Origin of the sequence: Bradyrhizobium sp. AZCC 2262 (assembly GCF_036924535.1) — a bacterium.
Lineage (GTDB): Bacteria > Pseudomonadota > Alphaproteobacteria > Rhizobiales > Xanthobacteraceae > Bradyrhizobium.
Genome location: NZ_JAZHRT010000001.1, coordinates 3,904,301 through 3,918,469, shown reverse-complemented (window position 1 = coordinate 3,918,469; position 14,169 = coordinate 3,904,301). Strand labels below are relative to the sequence as shown.

Sequence of the window (14,169 nt, the reverse complement as noted above, 5' to 3'; positions counted from 1 at the left end):
GCACAGGCCGCAAGAGATTCCCGCCGCTAGACGATCAGCGCCTTGATAAGAAAGCCCCGCCGACCAGCACGCCGGCGGGCTAGTTTAATGCGATGGTGCTCCTAACCGTCAGACTGAACGGCTCCTGTCTGTGTGCCGTTTCACAATTGAACTACGAGTTTCGGTGGCAGGTCCCCAGGACGAATTAGCCGAAGGCGTAATCCGCCGCCTCGTCGCGTGAGCGTCCCCGGCCTTCCCGCGGCGGGAATACCGGACGCATTTCCTCTCGGCTGTTGAAAAGCTGAATCGAAGAACTCTCCGCGTTATTGCCTGCGACGAACGCGAAGCGTTTGCGCAAGAGAGACCAAGCGACGATTTGTCCGCTGTTGCTCGAAGAGCAAGGACGGAAGCAATCCGTTCTTCCATTGCTCAGCAGCGTCGCTCGAAAACTTTGCGCCGGCCGTCAGGCGATTTTGGCAGTTCATTTCTAAACATTAATTCCCAAGCCAGCATCGCGTAATGCAGGAGTCCGCATCTACAGGGCGTTCGGCTTTGCGCTTAATCATCATCCTGGAGAATTTGTAATGGACCAACGTAACCTCGTTTCTCATGGGCAGCGGAAGCGCTCGCTCTTCTCGGCACGAAAAGTGGCATTGATGGCATCTGTCGTGACCGGGCTTGCGATGTATGGCTTCAGCGCTTCGCCCGATCGCATTGATGTCTTTGGCAGCGCGGCCCATGCCCAGGCTGCTAACGCCGCATCGGGCGCCACCCAGCAACCCACCGGCTTTGCCGATGTGGTGGAGCGGGTGAAGCCGTCGGTGATCTCGGTCAAGGTCACAATGAAGGACAAGACCACCGACGCGAGCGACAAGGACGATTCCGACGAGCAGGGCTCACCCATGGAGCGCTTCTTTCGTCAGTTCGGCGGCCCGAATGGCGAATTTCAAAATCCCGGGCGCAACGGTCGGCATGGCATGATGGGGCAAGGTTCCGGATTCTTCATTTCATCCGATGGATACGCGGTTACCAACAACCATGTCGTTGAGGGAGCCGACAAAGTCGAGGTAACGACGGACGCCGGAAAGACTTACACCGCGAAAGTAATCGGGACAGATGCGCGGACAGACCTTGCCTTGATCAAGGTTGAGGGCGGTTCAGATTTTTCGTTTGCGAAGCTTTCTGCGGGCAAGGCCAGGATTGGTGATTGGGTACTTGCAGTCGGCAACCCGTTTGGCCTGGGTGGCACCGTAACCGCCGGTATTGTTTCGGCCAACGGCCGTGACATCGGAAACGGTCCTTACGACGATTTCATCCAGATCGACGCGCCCGTCAACAAGGGCAATTCAGGTGGCCCGACCTTCAATATGCAGGGTGAGGTCGTCGGCGTAAACACAGCGATCTATTCGCCATCCGGCGGCAGCGTGGGCATCGCATTTTCGATCCCGGCAACGACGGTCAAGAACGTGGTCGCGCAGCTGAAGGACAAGGGTAACGTCAGCCGCGGCTGGATCGGCGTTCAGGTTCAGCCGGTCACCCAGGACATCGCCGACGGCATGGGCTTGAAGCAGGCGCAGGGTGCGTTGGTGGCCGATCCGCAGAAGGACGGACCTGCGGCAAAGGCCGGTGTCGAGGCGGGCGACGTCATTACTGCGGTAAATGGCGAGCCGGTCAAGGATGCACGTGAACTCGCCCGCGTCATCGGGGGCCTGGCGCCTGGCAGCACCGTCAAGCTGGACGTTCTGCAGAAAGGTAAGAGCAAGGTCGTCAGCCTGACTCTTGGGAAACTGCCGAATGACAAGCAGTCCAAGGCTGACATTGAAGGCGATGGCAAGCCGTCAGCGCAAGGTACCGACGTTCCGCGTCTGGGCCTCACGCTCGCGCCTGCTGGGAAGGCAGACGGCAAGGACGGCGTCGTTATCGCGAAGGTAGAGCCGAATAGTGCTGCCGCAGATCGCGGAGTCAAGAAGGGCGACGTGATCCTCGAGATTGCCGGAAAGAGCGTGGCAAAGCCCGGCGACGTTGGCGACGCGCTTGAAGCTGCCCGTAGCAACAAGAAGAGCAGCGTGCTGATGCGGCTTCGCTCCGGCGACGCATCCCGTTACGTCGCTTTGCCGCTCGCAAACGGCTGACGCAACTCGGCTGGCAGCGGCTGCTTTGTCGCTGCCAGCCGTCCTTTGCCGCGGCATCGAGTTCGGAGCCCTTCGAATATTAGGGATCAGTGATGGCTAACAGCAGCGATGCTCATCCTGCCGTGCGTTCGGATCTGGGACAGGCATGGGCTGGCGCCTGGCATCTCTGGCGGGTCATCATTCCGAGGCGATCGATTACCGGTCGGCTCGTTTGGGGAATGGTGTGGCGGCGCAACCATGGGGGGCGCTGGATATACAAAAAGTTCGTTGAGCATTCGGATGATCTTGATCGGAAATCTGTCTCCTAGGCCGTGAACCCACAAAATCTGCCGAGCGAATGGCTTGCCAAGTCTGGGATGGGCCAAGGGGCGAACATTCAGGCTGAGGCGGCGCCACCGCTGACCTACTTCTTCGCTTGTTCAATCCTGACGGTGCTGCTCGGACCGATACTCGTCGCTTGAAGAACCACCTCGCCGTCCTTTGCCATCGCGTAATGGGAGATTTTCGCTGGTTCAACCAAGAACGAGCCGGGTGGATATGCTTTGAATTTACTTTCATCCCACTGATCACCGTTCGCGTAATAAAAGGTGCCGGACAGAACGATGGCCATTCGTGTCTCACCATGCCAATGCGGCATGATCTTGAAGCCAGCAGGGATTCTCACCCGTTCCGAAAATACTCCCGCTTTTTTCGGGTCGCCATATAGGGTAGCGAGCCCCACCGCTCCGACCGGTCCCTCGAAATGAATGTCCTGAGGAAGCGTTGCGACAACCGAATCCTGGGCAAAAGCCGGCGTCGATCCGCCCAGCGTGAGAAACGCCGCAGTCGCAAGGCCAATCAATGAAGGTGCCAGCCCTGTGGAAATCGCGTGCGTCATGTCTCGATCCTTCCTGGGTCGGCGGTTGGGGCCGGAGGGCATCGGTCTCAGGGCCGCGCGTGTGCGGGGGCGAACTACACCACGGGCCTAGGCAAAAATATGGCCGCCTAGACTGGTTTTCGTGTGGGAGGGCTTGCAAAGCGGCTCCGACATGTGCCTGCTTTCATGGCCCCGAACTTCACGCCGTCCGCACGACGGATTTTTGCTTGCAAGCGCGGCTCGGGCTTGTCGTCTCGGGCTCTGGCCGGTGCGCGGATAGCATCGGCCTGATGTCTGCCGCCGGCTTCGGCGGGCTGAACAAATAGCCCTGCATTTCCGAACAGCCGAGTTCGCGCAGCAATTCGCGCTGCTGCTCGGTCTCGACGCCTTCGGCCGTCGTCGTCATGTGGCGATCGGCGGCGATGGTCACCACCGCTTGCACGATGCTGGACGAGCCTTCCGGCTCGGCGATGTCCGTGATGAAGCAGCGGTCGATCTTGATCTTGTCGAACGGGAAGCGCTGCAGGTAGCTCAGCGAGGAATAGCCGGTGCCGAAATCGTCGAGCGCGATGCGGACCCCGATGGCGCGAAGGTCGTGCAGAACAGCGAGCGCCGCTTCGTCGTCGCGGATGAGGACGGCCTCGGTGATCTCGAGCTCCAGCCGGCTCGCGGCAAGACCGGATTCGGCCAGCGCCGCCATCACTTTCAGCGCCAGCGTGCGGCTCCTGAATTGAACCGGCGAGACATTGACCGCAAGCCGGATATTGCCGGGCCAGCTCGCGGCTTCCCTGCAGGCCGTGGTCAGCACCCACTCGCCGAGCTGGTTGATCAGCCCGGTGTCCTCCGCGAGCGGGATGAACTCGGCGGGCGAAATCATGCCGCGCTGCGGATGGCGCCAGCGCACCAGCGCCTCGCAGCCGGTGATCGCGTTGGTCTGCAGGCCGAGGCAAGGCTGGTAATAGACCTCGAAGCCGCCGTCGACGAGCGCCTGGCGCAGATCCATTTCCAGGCTGCGGCGGGCGCGGACCTCGGCCTCCATCTCCGTTTCGAAGAAACGATAGGTACGGCGGCCGGCGGCCTTGGCCGCGTACATCGCCAGATCCGCGTTCTTCAGGATCTGGTCGATATCGGAACCGTCGCGCGGCGCCAGCGCGATGCCGATGCTGGCGTCGGTGGTCACCTGATGGCCGAGGCATTGATAGGGCGAGCGGATCGCCTGAAAGATGCGGCTGACGAGCATCATCACGTCGTCGATATCGTCGATCCCGGTCTGAACGATGGCGAACTCGTCGCCGCCGAGCCGGGCCACGAAGTCGGTCTTGCGCGCGCAGCCGGCGAGGCTGGCGGCGACCGATTTCAAAAGCTCGTCGCCGATCATGTGACCGAGCGAGTCGTTGACGCTCTTGAATTCGTCGATGTCGATATAGAGCACCGCCAGTTGCCGGTCCGGCGCGGCGTGGGAAAGCTCGCGCTTGAGCCGTTCGTGGAACAGGGTGCGGTTCGGCAGTTCGGTCAGCGCGTCGTAATGGGCGAGGTGAGTGATGCGCTCCTCGGCGCGGCGGCGTTCGGTGATGTCTTCATGGGTTGCCAGCCATCCGCCGTCGGGCACCGGTTCGTTGACGATCTGGATCGAGCGTCCGTCCGGCGTCGATATGATCATGGCGTTGCGCCGCGTGATGTCGCCCAGCACCTCCTCGATGTAGTGATCGATGTCGCCGACGAACGAGCCGGTTTCCTTGCGGTGGGCGATGACGTCGCGGAAACTGCAACCGGGCTTCACGATTTCGGCCGAGAGGCCGTACATATCGAGATACCGCTTGTTGCAGATGATGAGATGCTGCTTCGCATCGAACAGCAGCAGGCCTTGCGTCATGTTGTTGACGGCGGTGTCGAGGCGCTGTTTTTCCACCGACAGCCGCTGCTTGGACGCGCGGTGCTGATGTGAAAGCTTGCGGACGACAAGAAACAGCAGGGCGGCGATCGCCAGCACGGAAAGTCCGGCGATCATGATCAGGATTCCGATCTGCTCGCGCCAGTCGGCCAGCGCGGCCGATGTCGTCGTCGAAGCGATGATCACAAACGGAAAATTCATCAGGGCCCGTGACGAGAACAGCCGGTCCTCGCCGTCGATCGGGCTGGTGAGGCGCGACGTGCTGCTGGGCTGCTCGAATATCTGCCGCCGGGCGGCCGGACCGGTCTTGAAGTTCTTGCCGACCAATTCCGCCACATGCGGGTAACGGGCGAGCAGCGTGCCGTCGCTGTGGTACATGGCGATGGAGGCGCCGGGTCCGAGCGCCACGGTTGCGAAGAATTTTTCGAAGTTGACGGGTTCGATGCCGCGGCCGATGACGCCGAGAAATTCGCCCTTCGGCCCGGTGACCTTGCGTGCGATCACCGTGGTCCAGGCGCCGGTGACGCGGCTGTAGACCGGCTCGACCAGCATCTCCGGCGATTGCTTGGCGGACCTGAAGCTTGTGAAGTAGGGGCGGTCCGCGACGTTGACGATGGGCGCCGGCCAACCGGCCGATGCGTTGATCAGGTTGCCGTCAGCGTCGAAGACGTTGATGCCGCCGACATAGGACACCGCCTCGATCTTGGACTTCAGCATCAAGTGGATGTCATGGCCGGACATCCGGCGCTTGTAGTTTTCCGCGGTCGCGATCCCGCTGGAGCGCATGAACGCGATCAGGTCGCTCTGGACGACCTGGAAGTCTTCGAGCTGCTGGTCGAAATGGCGGGCGAGCAGCAGCACGGTATTTTCCAGCTCGCGTTCGCTGCTGCGCAGCGCGCGCTCGCGGAAATTGCCGGCCATGATGGTCGCGCCGATGGCGATGGCTGCGATCAGGAGCGTGCCGCCCAGGATCAGCCAGCGGATCGGGCCGCCGCGGAAGGCGGACGCAATCCTGACTGAGACGGTGCCGGTCGAAGCCATTGAATGCGATCGCTGCCAGAATGATCTTCCGGAAGCAAAGTTCTCACAACCCCCGGGTTCATGGCTTCGATACCGCAGCCAAATGGAGTTGACGTTAGCAAGTCTGGTTAATGAAACGTTAGTCCGGTGGCGGAAGGCTCCGGCGGCACCCCCTGGAAGACTTGCCGGGCGATGGAACCTGACAAGGCGCGGCCACGCCATATCGGCTGGCCCAATGTTGGCGGGACGCCAATCGATTTCGCAGAATTTTGCAGGACTATTGCTTCGGCGAACGCGGTGCCGCGGTCACTGCATGCGTATCGCGGATCTGTGCGTTCGCCTTTTCACGACGTCGACGGTTTGAGGGTTGCCCGCCATGGGGCCGCCCTGATTGAGGCGCAGCCAGGCGTCACCGGTATAGGGGTTGCCCGGCCCCTTGTTCTGGCAATTGGCGTTCGGATAGTAGAACGCGCAATAGCCGGGTTCGCCCATGACCTGCTGGGCCATTGCAGGTGCGGTGATCAGAGCCAACGCAGCCGCCGTACCAAGAAGCCTGTAGATCGCCATCGGATTCCTCCTTGTGAAGGTCTCGATGGAAATAACCCCGCAAGCCAGGGGACATTCCTCGCCGCGCCGGTCACGCACACGTGACAACAGCCGACGCGGTCGTCAGGTCAACGCCCTGCGCGATAATGGCCGGACTTGCCGCCGATCTTCTCGACGAGATGGATGCCCTCGATGCGAACGCCGCGTTCGACCGCCTTGATCATGTCGTAGATCGTGAGACAGGCAACCGATACCGCCGTCAGCGCTTCCATCTCGACCCCCGTCGGTCCGGTGACCTTGACGGTGGCGCGGACGATGCAGCCGGGCAATTTCTTGTCCGGGGTGACGTCGACCGTCACCTTGGACAGCGCCAGCGGGTGGCACAGCGGGATCAGTTCCGACGTGCGCTTGGCCGCCATGATGCCGGCGATGCGCGCCGCGCCCAGCACATCGCCCTTCTTGGCGTTGCCGGAGGTAATCAAATCAAGCGTCGCTTTGCCCATGACCACGCGTCCCTCGGCCACGGCCGTGCGCTCGGTCGCCTCCTTGGCCGAGACGTCGACCATTCGCGCTTCGCCCGATGCATCGATGTGGGTGAGGGCGGAGCCGCCTTTGAAAGCCTTGTCTTTGGAAGCCTTGTTTTTGGAAGTCTTGCCGGCCATCTGCTAGCCGGTCCCGGTCGCGCGCGGTGTGTCTGCGCGCGTCAGCAGCGCGCGGGTCGCGGCGGTCACGTCGGCCTGCCGCATCAGGCTTTCGCCGACCAGGAAGGTCGACATGCCGACGCGCTCGAGGCGGGCGAGATCCGCCGGCTGAAAGATGCCGCTTTCGCCGACCATCAGGCGGTCGCGCGGGATCAGCGGCGCCAGCGCCTCGCTGGTCGCCAGCGTGGTCTCGAAGGTCCGCAAGTTGCGATTGTTGACGCCGATCATCGGCGAACGAAGTTTTAGCGCGCGATCGAGTTCGGCAGGATCGTGGATTTCGATCAGCACGTCCATGCCGAACGCAATGGCCGCGTCCTCGAGATCCTTCGCGACGGCGTCGTCGAGCGCGGCCATGATGATCAGGATGCAGTCGGCGTTATGGGCGCGGGCTTCCACCACCTGATAGGTGTCGAACAAAAAGTCCTTGCGCAGCACCGGCAAACCGGTCGCCGCGCGCGCTGCCACCATGAAATCGAGATGGCCCTGGAACGAAGGCGCATCCGTCAGCACCGATAGGCACGCCGCGCCGCCGGCCTCATAGGCCTTGGCAAGCGCCGGAGGATCGAAATCGGCGCGAATGAGCCCCTTGGACGGCGAGGCCTTCTTCACCTCGGCGATCAGCGCGTAGTCGCCGCGCGAAAGCTTTTCACGGATCGCACGCAGGAAGCCGCGCGGCGGCGAGGCCGCCTTAGCGCCGGCTTCGACCTCGGACAGCGGATGCGCCCGCTTGGCCGCGGCGATTTCCTCGCGCTTGTAGGCCTCGATCTTGTTCAGGATATCGGACATCTCTTACCGCTCCTCGGATCAGCCGCGCGAGACCGCGATCAGGTGTTTCAACCGGGCGGCCGCCGCGCCGCTGTCGAGCGATTTGACGCCGATCGCGACGCCTTCCTTCAGGTTCCCGGCGCGGCCGGCCACGATCAGCGTCGCCGCGGCGTTCAACAGCGCGACGTCGCGATAGGGGCTGGGCTTGCCGTTGAGCACGCTCGAGAGCGCGCCCGCGTTGGCGTCCGCATCGCCGCCCCTGAGCGCGTCGCCGCTGCAACAAATGAGGCCTGCATCCTCCGGCGTCACCTCGAAAGTGGTGATCTTGCCGTTGTCGAGGCTGGCGACGAAACTTGGCCCGGTAAGGGTGATTTCATCAAGCCCGTCGGAGCCGTGCACGACCCAGACGGATTCGGAGCCGAGATTTTTCAGCACCTGCGCCAAGGGCTGCACCCAGTGCCTGGAGAACACGCCGACCATCTGCCGCTTCACGCCGGCCGGATTGGAGAGTGGACCGAGCAGGTTGAAGATCGTGCGGGTGGCGAGTTCGACCCGGGTCGGGCCGACGTTCTTCATGGCCGGATGATGCGCAGGCGCGAACATGAAGCCGATGCCGGCCTCGGCCACGCAGCGGCCGACCTGATCGGGTGTCAGGTCGATCTTGACGCCAAGGGAAGCCAGCACGTCAGCAGCCCCCGAGCGTGACGACAGCGCGCGGTTGCCGTGCTTGGCGACGGGCACGCCGGCGCCCGCGACGATGAAGGCCGCGCAGGTCGAAACGTTGACCGAACCGGAACCGTCGCCGCCGGTGCCGACCACGTCGACGGCGTCCGCGGGCGCCTGGACCCGCAGCATCTTGCCGCGCATCGCCGACACCGCGCCGGTGATCTCGTCGACGGTTTCGCCGCGGACCCGCAGCGCCATCAACAGCCCGCCCATCTGCGAGGGCGTGGCCTCGCCGGACATCATGCTGTCGAAGGCGGAGGCCGCCTCTTCACGCGACAGCGTCGCGCCGGTGGCGACTTTTCCGATGATAGATTTGAGGTCGTCCATCGCTTGGGCTTTCAGGATTGGGTGTCGTCTTGAAGCATGACCGGTTAGTCTTGGCCGATCATGCTCAGTTGTTAGCGCCCGTCACCTGCGCGAAGGCGGCCTGGTTGATGGAGGTGCCGATCTCGGATTCGATCTTCGTCACGTATTGCGCGATCTGCTCGTCGGTCATACCGCGCTGCAGGGTGTCCTTCAGTTTCTTCAGCTCTTCGGAAGCGATGTCGACCGGCGGCACGGTCACGTCGGTGACGCGGTACACGATCCACTCGTTGCCACCGGTGCCCGGCGTTTGCCCGACGCCGTCCTTGGCGGTCCGGAACGCGGCCGTGATGGCGGCCGAGGGTACGCCTGAAAGTGAAGCGTCGCGGCGGAAGCCGGTCGCGGTCTCGACCTTCGATCCGACCGCAGCCGCCTCCGTGGCAAGGCTGCCGCCTTGCTCGAGCTTCTGCACCATCTCGGTCGCTTTCGCGCGCAGCTTGTTCGAAATCTGGTCTTCGCGCCATTTCGCCTCGACCTGGCTGCGAACCTCGTCGAGCGGGCGCTCGCGCGAGGGCGTGATGCCAAGCACGTCGTACCAGACATAGCCGCCGGCAAACTGGATCGGTTCGTTATCGACGCCGACATCGCTGTTGAAGGCCTGCGAGACCACGTCCAGGCCGCGCGGAATGTTGGCCACGGGCTGGCCGTCGGGCTTACGGCCGGAGCGGTCGACGGCGTCGATCGTGATTGCGGTCAGGCCGAGCTTCTGCGAAGCCTCCACCACATTGGCGCCGCCAGAGCGCTCGTCTTCCATCTTGTTCTGGATTTCGTTGACCTTGGCGCGCGCGCGCTCGGTCGCGAGTTCCTTCTTCACTTGCGCCGCGACGCTTTCAAACGTTGGCGTCGTGCCCGGCTCGATCTTGCCGATCTTGACCAGCGCCACGCCAAACTGTCCCTGCACGGGCTGGCTGACTTCGCCCGATGGCAGCGCGAACGCCGCATCCGCGATCGCCGGGTCGATGATCGCAGTCTTTGCGATCATGCCGAGGTCGACGTCGGCCAGATTGAGATTGCGCTCCTTGGCAAGGTCGTCGAACGACATCCCCGAGGTGATACGGGCGCGCGCGGCCTGCGCCTCGCCTTCGCTGGGAAACACCATCTGCTGCACTTCACGCTTTTCCGGCGAGCCGAGCCGGTCGCGATTTTGTTCGAAAATCTTCTTCGCGTCCTCGTCGGTGACCTCAGTCCACTTGCCGATCTCTTCGGGGCTGATCACGACAAAGGACAGTTTGCGATATTCGGGTGCGCGGAACTGGGTCTTGCGGTCCTCGAAATAGGCGGCCAACGCCTCGGGCGAGGGCGGATCGATCGTGCCGGCCTGCGCAGCATCGAGTTTGACGTACTCGATCGAGCGCTGCTCGTTCTGAAAACGGGTCATGGCGTCGATCAGGACCTTCGGCGGCTCCACCCCGGCCGAGACGGTGCCGGCGATCTGGCGCCGCAGCCCGAGGCGCCGCTGTTCGGCGAGATAGCGCTGCTCGGTGTAACCGAACTGGCGGATCGTGGCCTGAAAGCGTGCCGGGTCGAACTTGCCGCCCAACCCCTTGAAGTTCGGGTCGCTGTAGATCAGCCGCATGGTTTCTTCCTGGGACTGGGCGAGCCCCATGCGCCGCGCTTCCTCATCCAGCGCGGCATCGGCGATGGTCTGTTGCAGCACTTGCCGGTCGATCCCGAAGGCGCGGGCCTGTTCGGAGGTCAGCGGACGGCCGAAACTGCGGCCGAGCTGCTGCAGCCTTTCCGTGTAGATCTGGCGGAATTGCTCGGTCGAAATCTCGGTCTTGCCGATCTTGGCGAGCGACGACTGGCCGAACCCCTTGAAGATATCGGCGATGCCCCAGACTGCGAAACTGACAATCAAAACGCCCATCACAACGGCCATCACGGCCTTGCCGAGCCAGTTTGATGAGGCTTTCCGAATTCCTCGAAGCATAGGTCCAACTTGTTTTTGCAGGAGAGGGGAACCGGGTCGTGCCCGGCGAAAATTCGATTCCGTTCAGGATCGACTTCCGCAACAGGGCGTCACCGAGTTGAAAACGCATCATAAAGTGGCAGCGCCCCCCTCGCAACCTCGGCAGCGTGGGCCATTTGAAGCGGTTAACGGCCTGGGGACCGCCCAACCGGTATCTGGAACTGGCGGCGTGCCTCTGCTAGCGCATCTGCAACGCTGACATTGCGGGGATAATCGACATGACCGACGCCATCCGGCCCCTGATCGCCGGCAACTGGAAAATGAACGGCCTGAAATCCGCCTTGGGTGAATTCGAGGCCATGATTGCGGGGGCGGGTGCATTGGCCAGCAAGGCCGATCTGCTGGTCTGTCCCCCGGCCACCCTGATCGCCGGTTTCGCCGACAAGGCGCTCGGTTCGAAACTCGCCGTCGGCGCCCAGGATTGCCATGCAAAGGCCTCGGGCGCCCATACCGGCGATCTCTCGGCGGAAATGCTGGCGGATGCCGGCGCCAGCGCCATCATCGTCGGGCATTCGGAACGGCGCGCCGACCATGGCGAGACCGACGCGCTGGTCCGGCAGAAGGCGGAAGCCGCCTGGCGGGCCGGTCTCGTGGCCATCGTCTGCATCGGCGAAACCCAGAAGCAGCGCGATGCCGGCCAGACGCTGGATATCTGCGGCGGACAGCTCGCGGGCTCGTTGCCGGATGGCGCGACGGCGGCCAATCTGGTGGTGGCCTATGAGCCGGTCTGGGCGATCGGTACCGGGCTGACGCCGACGCCTGCAGATGTCGAGCAAGTTCATCGCTTTATCCGCGGTGTTCTCACTAGCCGATTTAAGGCGGAGGGTAGCAGGATCCGGATTCTCTACGGCGGCTCCGTGAAACCGTCCAACGCGGCGGAACTGATGGCGGTCGCCGATGTCAATGGTGCGCTGGTTGGCGGTGCCAGCCTGAAAGCAGCCGATTTCCTCGCGATCGCAGCGGGGTGTTAGGTCGCGCCCCAAGTTTCTCGGCGGAACCTGGAACGCTCAACCCGACACGTCTTTTTGAGAAGCGTCTTTTTGAGAAGATTTGGCCGGAAGCAAGATGATCGCAGCGGCGATGGCGGCCAGCGCGGCAAGCGTCGCGAGGGCGAATGGTGCCGCGAACGCCGTTGCCATATCGGTCCTCGTGAGCGTCGCTCCCAACGCCGCAATGCTGATGGCAAAGCCGGCCTGACGCACGATCATGGTCACGGCTGAGGCCATGCCGGCTTGCGTGGGCGGTGCGAGCGCCAGCACCACGCTCGACATTTGCGGATTTGCCAGGGCGGCGCCGACGCCGATTGTGAGCATTCCGGCGATGGTCGCTGCAAGGCGCATTGCCGGACTGGTGGAGACGGCGGCCAACGCAAGCAATGCGTCTCCGGCGGCGATGACGCCAAACGCAACGACGAAGAAACACCGCCATCCCCACTGCGTAACAAAGCGGCCGCCGATCAGTGGTACCAGGAGCATCGGCAGCGTCGCGGCAAGCAGTGCGACACCTGCCACCTCCATCCGCACGAGGAGCCCGGTGCTCAAGAACAGGGGCAAGTAGACGAGCACGGCCCAGTAGCCAAACTGGATGGCGGCGAGCAACGCGCCGACCCCGGCCATCGCCGATGTTGCGAATACACGGGGATCGAGCACCGGACGCGAACTGCGCCACTGCTGCAAAACGAACAACATTGCCGCCATGGCGCTGCCGGCGAGGCAGCCGGCTCGAATTGCCAATGAGCCGTCTCGCCGAAGCAGTGCATCGATCGCCAAGCCAAGCGATATCGTGAGCAACGCGACACCCACGGGGTCGAGCGGTGGCCCGTCCGGATCATTCGTCTCGGCAACAAATCGCGGCACGACGAGGGTCAGCGAAAGACAAAAGGGGATATTGGCGTAAAAGATCCAGCGCCAGCCGAACCATGAGGCGAGCAAGCCGCCCAAGGTCGGGCCCAAGGCCATGGCGGCGCCGGCAATTACCCCGATCATGCCGAACGCCCGTGCCCGCTGATCAAGATTCGGAAATGCACCGGCGATGAGCGCGGTTGCGCCCGTGACCATGAAGGCGGCCCCGACGCCCTGCACGACCCGCGAGGCCAACAGCATCGGGCCATCCGTCGCCAGGCCGCATGCGATAGAAGCAACGAGGAACACGGCGTTGCCGATCAACATCGAACGGCGGCGGCCGAAGCGGTCTGCAAGCGCCCCGGAAGCAAGCAGAGCACCTGTGAAGGCAAGGCTGTACGCGTCGATGACCCAGGCGGCGCCGGCAACGGCGAAGCCGAGGTCCTTCGCGATGCCGGGCATGGCGACCACGACCGCGGTCACGTCGAACAGCGTCAGAAATGCGCCGAGGCCAAGGGCAAATGTGATCGGGACAATTCGCCCATCCGCCGCAGGAGATGTACGTTCGTGCATGCCGACCCGTCGATATCGGTGATTGGAAGGCAGATCCAAATCGAAGGCGCGCGCAACGCGCGATTGATTGACGGACGCCGAAGATTCCTTAAGTCAGTTCTGCTGACAGCGTGGTGTCAGCAGCTTGTGATGCGGCGCTCCGAATCCCTTTTCCGGTCGGGCCGACCGGGGGCGGCTCGCACGCATCGCGCTGCCAAAGCTTGCACCATTCAGGTGAGGCCGGTTGGCCGGGCAGGAGGCTATGCCGGCACGGCATCCTGCAGCCGCTTCCAGTAGATCAGCGTGCCCGTGAGGCCGCCATGGGGTTTCAACGCGTAGTCCGGAATCAGTCCGGTGAGTTGAAATCCCATCCGTTCGTAAAGTCCGGCCGCGCCCTCGTCCTCGGCGGTATCGAGCACCAACAGCCAGCGCCCGCGCGCGATCGCGATGCGCTCGGCCTCGCGCAGCAACAACGTTGCAATGCCGCGGTGGCGGTGACTGACCCGCGTCATCATCTTCGCGATCTCGGCGCGATGCGGCTGGTTCTGCGCGAGGTTGAGCACGAGCGTCACGGTGCCGATCAGGTCTTCGCCGTCAAAGGCGCCGAGAACGATCCGCTCGCCTCGGTCGGCCGAAGCAAGCGAGTTGCGCCAGAATTCGTTGGCCGCTTCGAACGGAAGAGGGTGCATGAAGCTGACCGAACCGCCATTCTCAACGGTTTCAACCAACATTTCACCGAGCGTCGCGCAGATATCAGGCGAGGATTTCAGTGTTCTGATCTGGATCTCAGGCATCAATTATCGGCTCCGGGCGAATGCGTTTCCGCGG

Annotated in this window: 11 protein-coding genes; 2 read left to right on the top strand and 9 right to left on the bottom strand. The window is 63.1% G+C overall.

Annotation, left to right across the window (positions count from 1 at the left end; all coding sequences use genetic code 11):
* Positions 1-563: 563 nt before the first annotated feature.
* Positions 564-2,111 (top strand): Do family serine endopeptidase, encoded by a 1,548-nt coding sequence (locus V1283_RS18675; protein WP_334387913.1) that lies wholly within the window; start codon positions 564-566, stop codon positions 2,109-2,111.
* 403 nt (positions 2,112-2,514) lie between these two features.
* On the opposite strand, the gene V1283_RS18670 is transcribed toward V1283_RS18675, so the two are convergent.
* From V1283_RS18670 to V1283_RS18640, 7 genes are all read right to left on the bottom strand, one after another.
* Entirely contained in the window at positions 2,515-2,988 is a 474-nt protein-coding gene (locus V1283_RS18670) for a cupin domain-containing protein (RefSeq protein ID WP_334387911.1), read from the bottom strand.
* 178 nt (positions 2,989-3,166) lie between these two features.
* Positions 3,167-5,899 carry a bifunctional diguanylate cyclase/phosphodiesterase gene (locus V1283_RS18665; RefSeq protein WP_334387910.1) on the bottom strand — a complete coding sequence of 911 codons (2,733 nt, stop codon included), beginning with the start codon at positions 5,897-5,899 and terminating at the stop codon, positions 3,167-3,169.
* A 285-nt stretch (positions 5,900-6,184) separates the two neighbouring features.
* The gene (locus tag V1283_RS18660) at positions 6,185-6,445 is read right to left on the bottom strand and encodes a hypothetical protein (protein ID WP_334387909.1); all 261 of its coding nucleotides are present in this window, start codon (positions 6,443-6,445) and stop codon (positions 6,185-6,187) included.
* A 107-nt stretch (positions 6,446-6,552) separates the two neighbouring features.
* Complete coding sequence (gene moaC, locus V1283_RS18655; protein WP_334387908.1) at positions 6,553-7,086, bottom strand: cyclic pyranopterin monophosphate synthase MoaC; 534 nt, start codon at positions 7,084-7,086, stop codon at positions 6,553-6,555.
* 3 nt (positions 7,087-7,089) lie between these two features.
* Positions 7,090-7,911, bottom strand: a complete 822-nt coding sequence (trpC, locus tag V1283_RS18650; RefSeq protein WP_334387907.1) for an indole-3-glycerol phosphate synthase TrpC — start codon at positions 7,909-7,911, stop codon at positions 7,090-7,092.
* 18 nt (positions 7,912-7,929) lie between these two features.
* Positions 7,930-8,943, bottom strand: coding sequence for an anthranilate phosphoribosyltransferase (gene trpD, locus V1283_RS18645; RefSeq protein ID WP_334387906.1), 1,014 nt, complete (start codon positions 8,941-8,943; stop codon positions 7,930-7,932).
* Positions 8,944-9,007: 64 nt separating this feature from the next.
* The gene (locus V1283_RS18640) at positions 9,008-10,909 is read right to left on the bottom strand and encodes a peptidylprolyl isomerase (RefSeq protein WP_334387905.1); all 1,902 of its coding nucleotides are present in this window, start codon (positions 10,907-10,909) and stop codon (positions 9,008-9,010) included.
* Positions 10,910-11,166: 257 nt separating this feature from the next.
* Between V1283_RS18640 and tpiA the strand changes: the two genes are divergently transcribed.
* On the top strand, positions 11,167-11,919 hold the full coding sequence (gene tpiA / locus V1283_RS18635; RefSeq protein ID WP_334387904.1) for a triose-phosphate isomerase: 753 nt from the start codon (positions 11,167-11,169) through the stop codon (positions 11,917-11,919).
* 36 nt (positions 11,920-11,955) lie between these two features.
* Here the strand turns inward: tpiA and V1283_RS18630 are convergent, their stop codons facing one another.
* Together V1283_RS18630 and V1283_RS18625 are read right to left on the bottom strand one after the other, a co-directional pair.
* On the bottom strand, positions 11,956-13,362 hold the full coding sequence (locus tag V1283_RS18630) for an MFS transporter (protein ID WP_334387903.1): 1,407 nt from the start codon (positions 13,360-13,362) through the stop codon (positions 11,956-11,958).
* 239 nt (positions 13,363-13,601) lie between these two features.
* Positions 13,602-14,135, bottom strand: a complete 534-nt coding sequence (locus V1283_RS18625) for a GNAT family N-acetyltransferase (RefSeq protein ID WP_334387902.1) — start codon at positions 14,133-14,135, stop codon at positions 13,602-13,604.
* Positions 14,136-14,169 lie beyond the last annotated feature (34 nt).

Bases quoted from the DNA above. Each gene is read 5' to 3' on its own strand.
- V1283_RS18675 (WP_334387913.1), top strand. From the start codon at position 564: ATGGACCAACGTAACCTCGTTTCTCATGGGCAGCGGAAGCGCTCGCTC.
- V1283_RS18670 (WP_334387911.1), bottom strand. From the start codon at position 2,988: ATGACGCACGCGATTTCCACAGGGCTGGCACCTTCATTGATTGGCCTT.
- V1283_RS18665 (WP_334387910.1), bottom strand. From the start codon at position 5,899: ATGGCTTCGACCGGCACCGTCTCAGTCAGGATTGCGTCCGCCTTCCGC.
- V1283_RS18660 (WP_334387909.1), bottom strand. From the start codon at position 6,445: ATGGCGATCTACAGGCTTCTTGGTACGGCGGCTGCGTTGGCTCTGATC.
- moaC (WP_334387908.1), bottom strand. From the start codon at position 7,086: ATGGCCGGCAAGACTTCCAAAAACAAGGCTTCCAAAGACAAGGCTTTC.
- trpC (WP_334387907.1), bottom strand. From the start codon at position 7,911: ATGTCCGATATCCTGAACAAGATCGAGGCCTACAAGCGCGAGGAAATC.
- trpD (WP_334387906.1), bottom strand. From the start codon at position 8,943: ATGGACGACCTCAAATCTATCATCGGAAAAGTCGCCACCGGCGCGACG.
- V1283_RS18640 (WP_334387905.1), bottom strand. From the start codon at position 10,909: ATGCTTCGAGGAATTCGGAAAGCCTCATCAAACTGGCTCGGCAAGGCC.
- tpiA (WP_334387904.1), top strand. From the start codon at position 11,167: ATGACCGACGCCATCCGGCCCCTGATCGCCGGCAACTGGAAAATGAAC.
- V1283_RS18630 (WP_334387903.1), bottom strand. From the start codon at position 13,362: ATGCACGAACGTACATCTCCTGCGGCGGATGGGCGAATTGTCCCGATC.
- V1283_RS18625 (WP_334387902.1), bottom strand. From the start codon at position 14,135: ATGCCTGAGATCCAGATCAGAACACTGAAATCCTCGCCTGATATCTGC.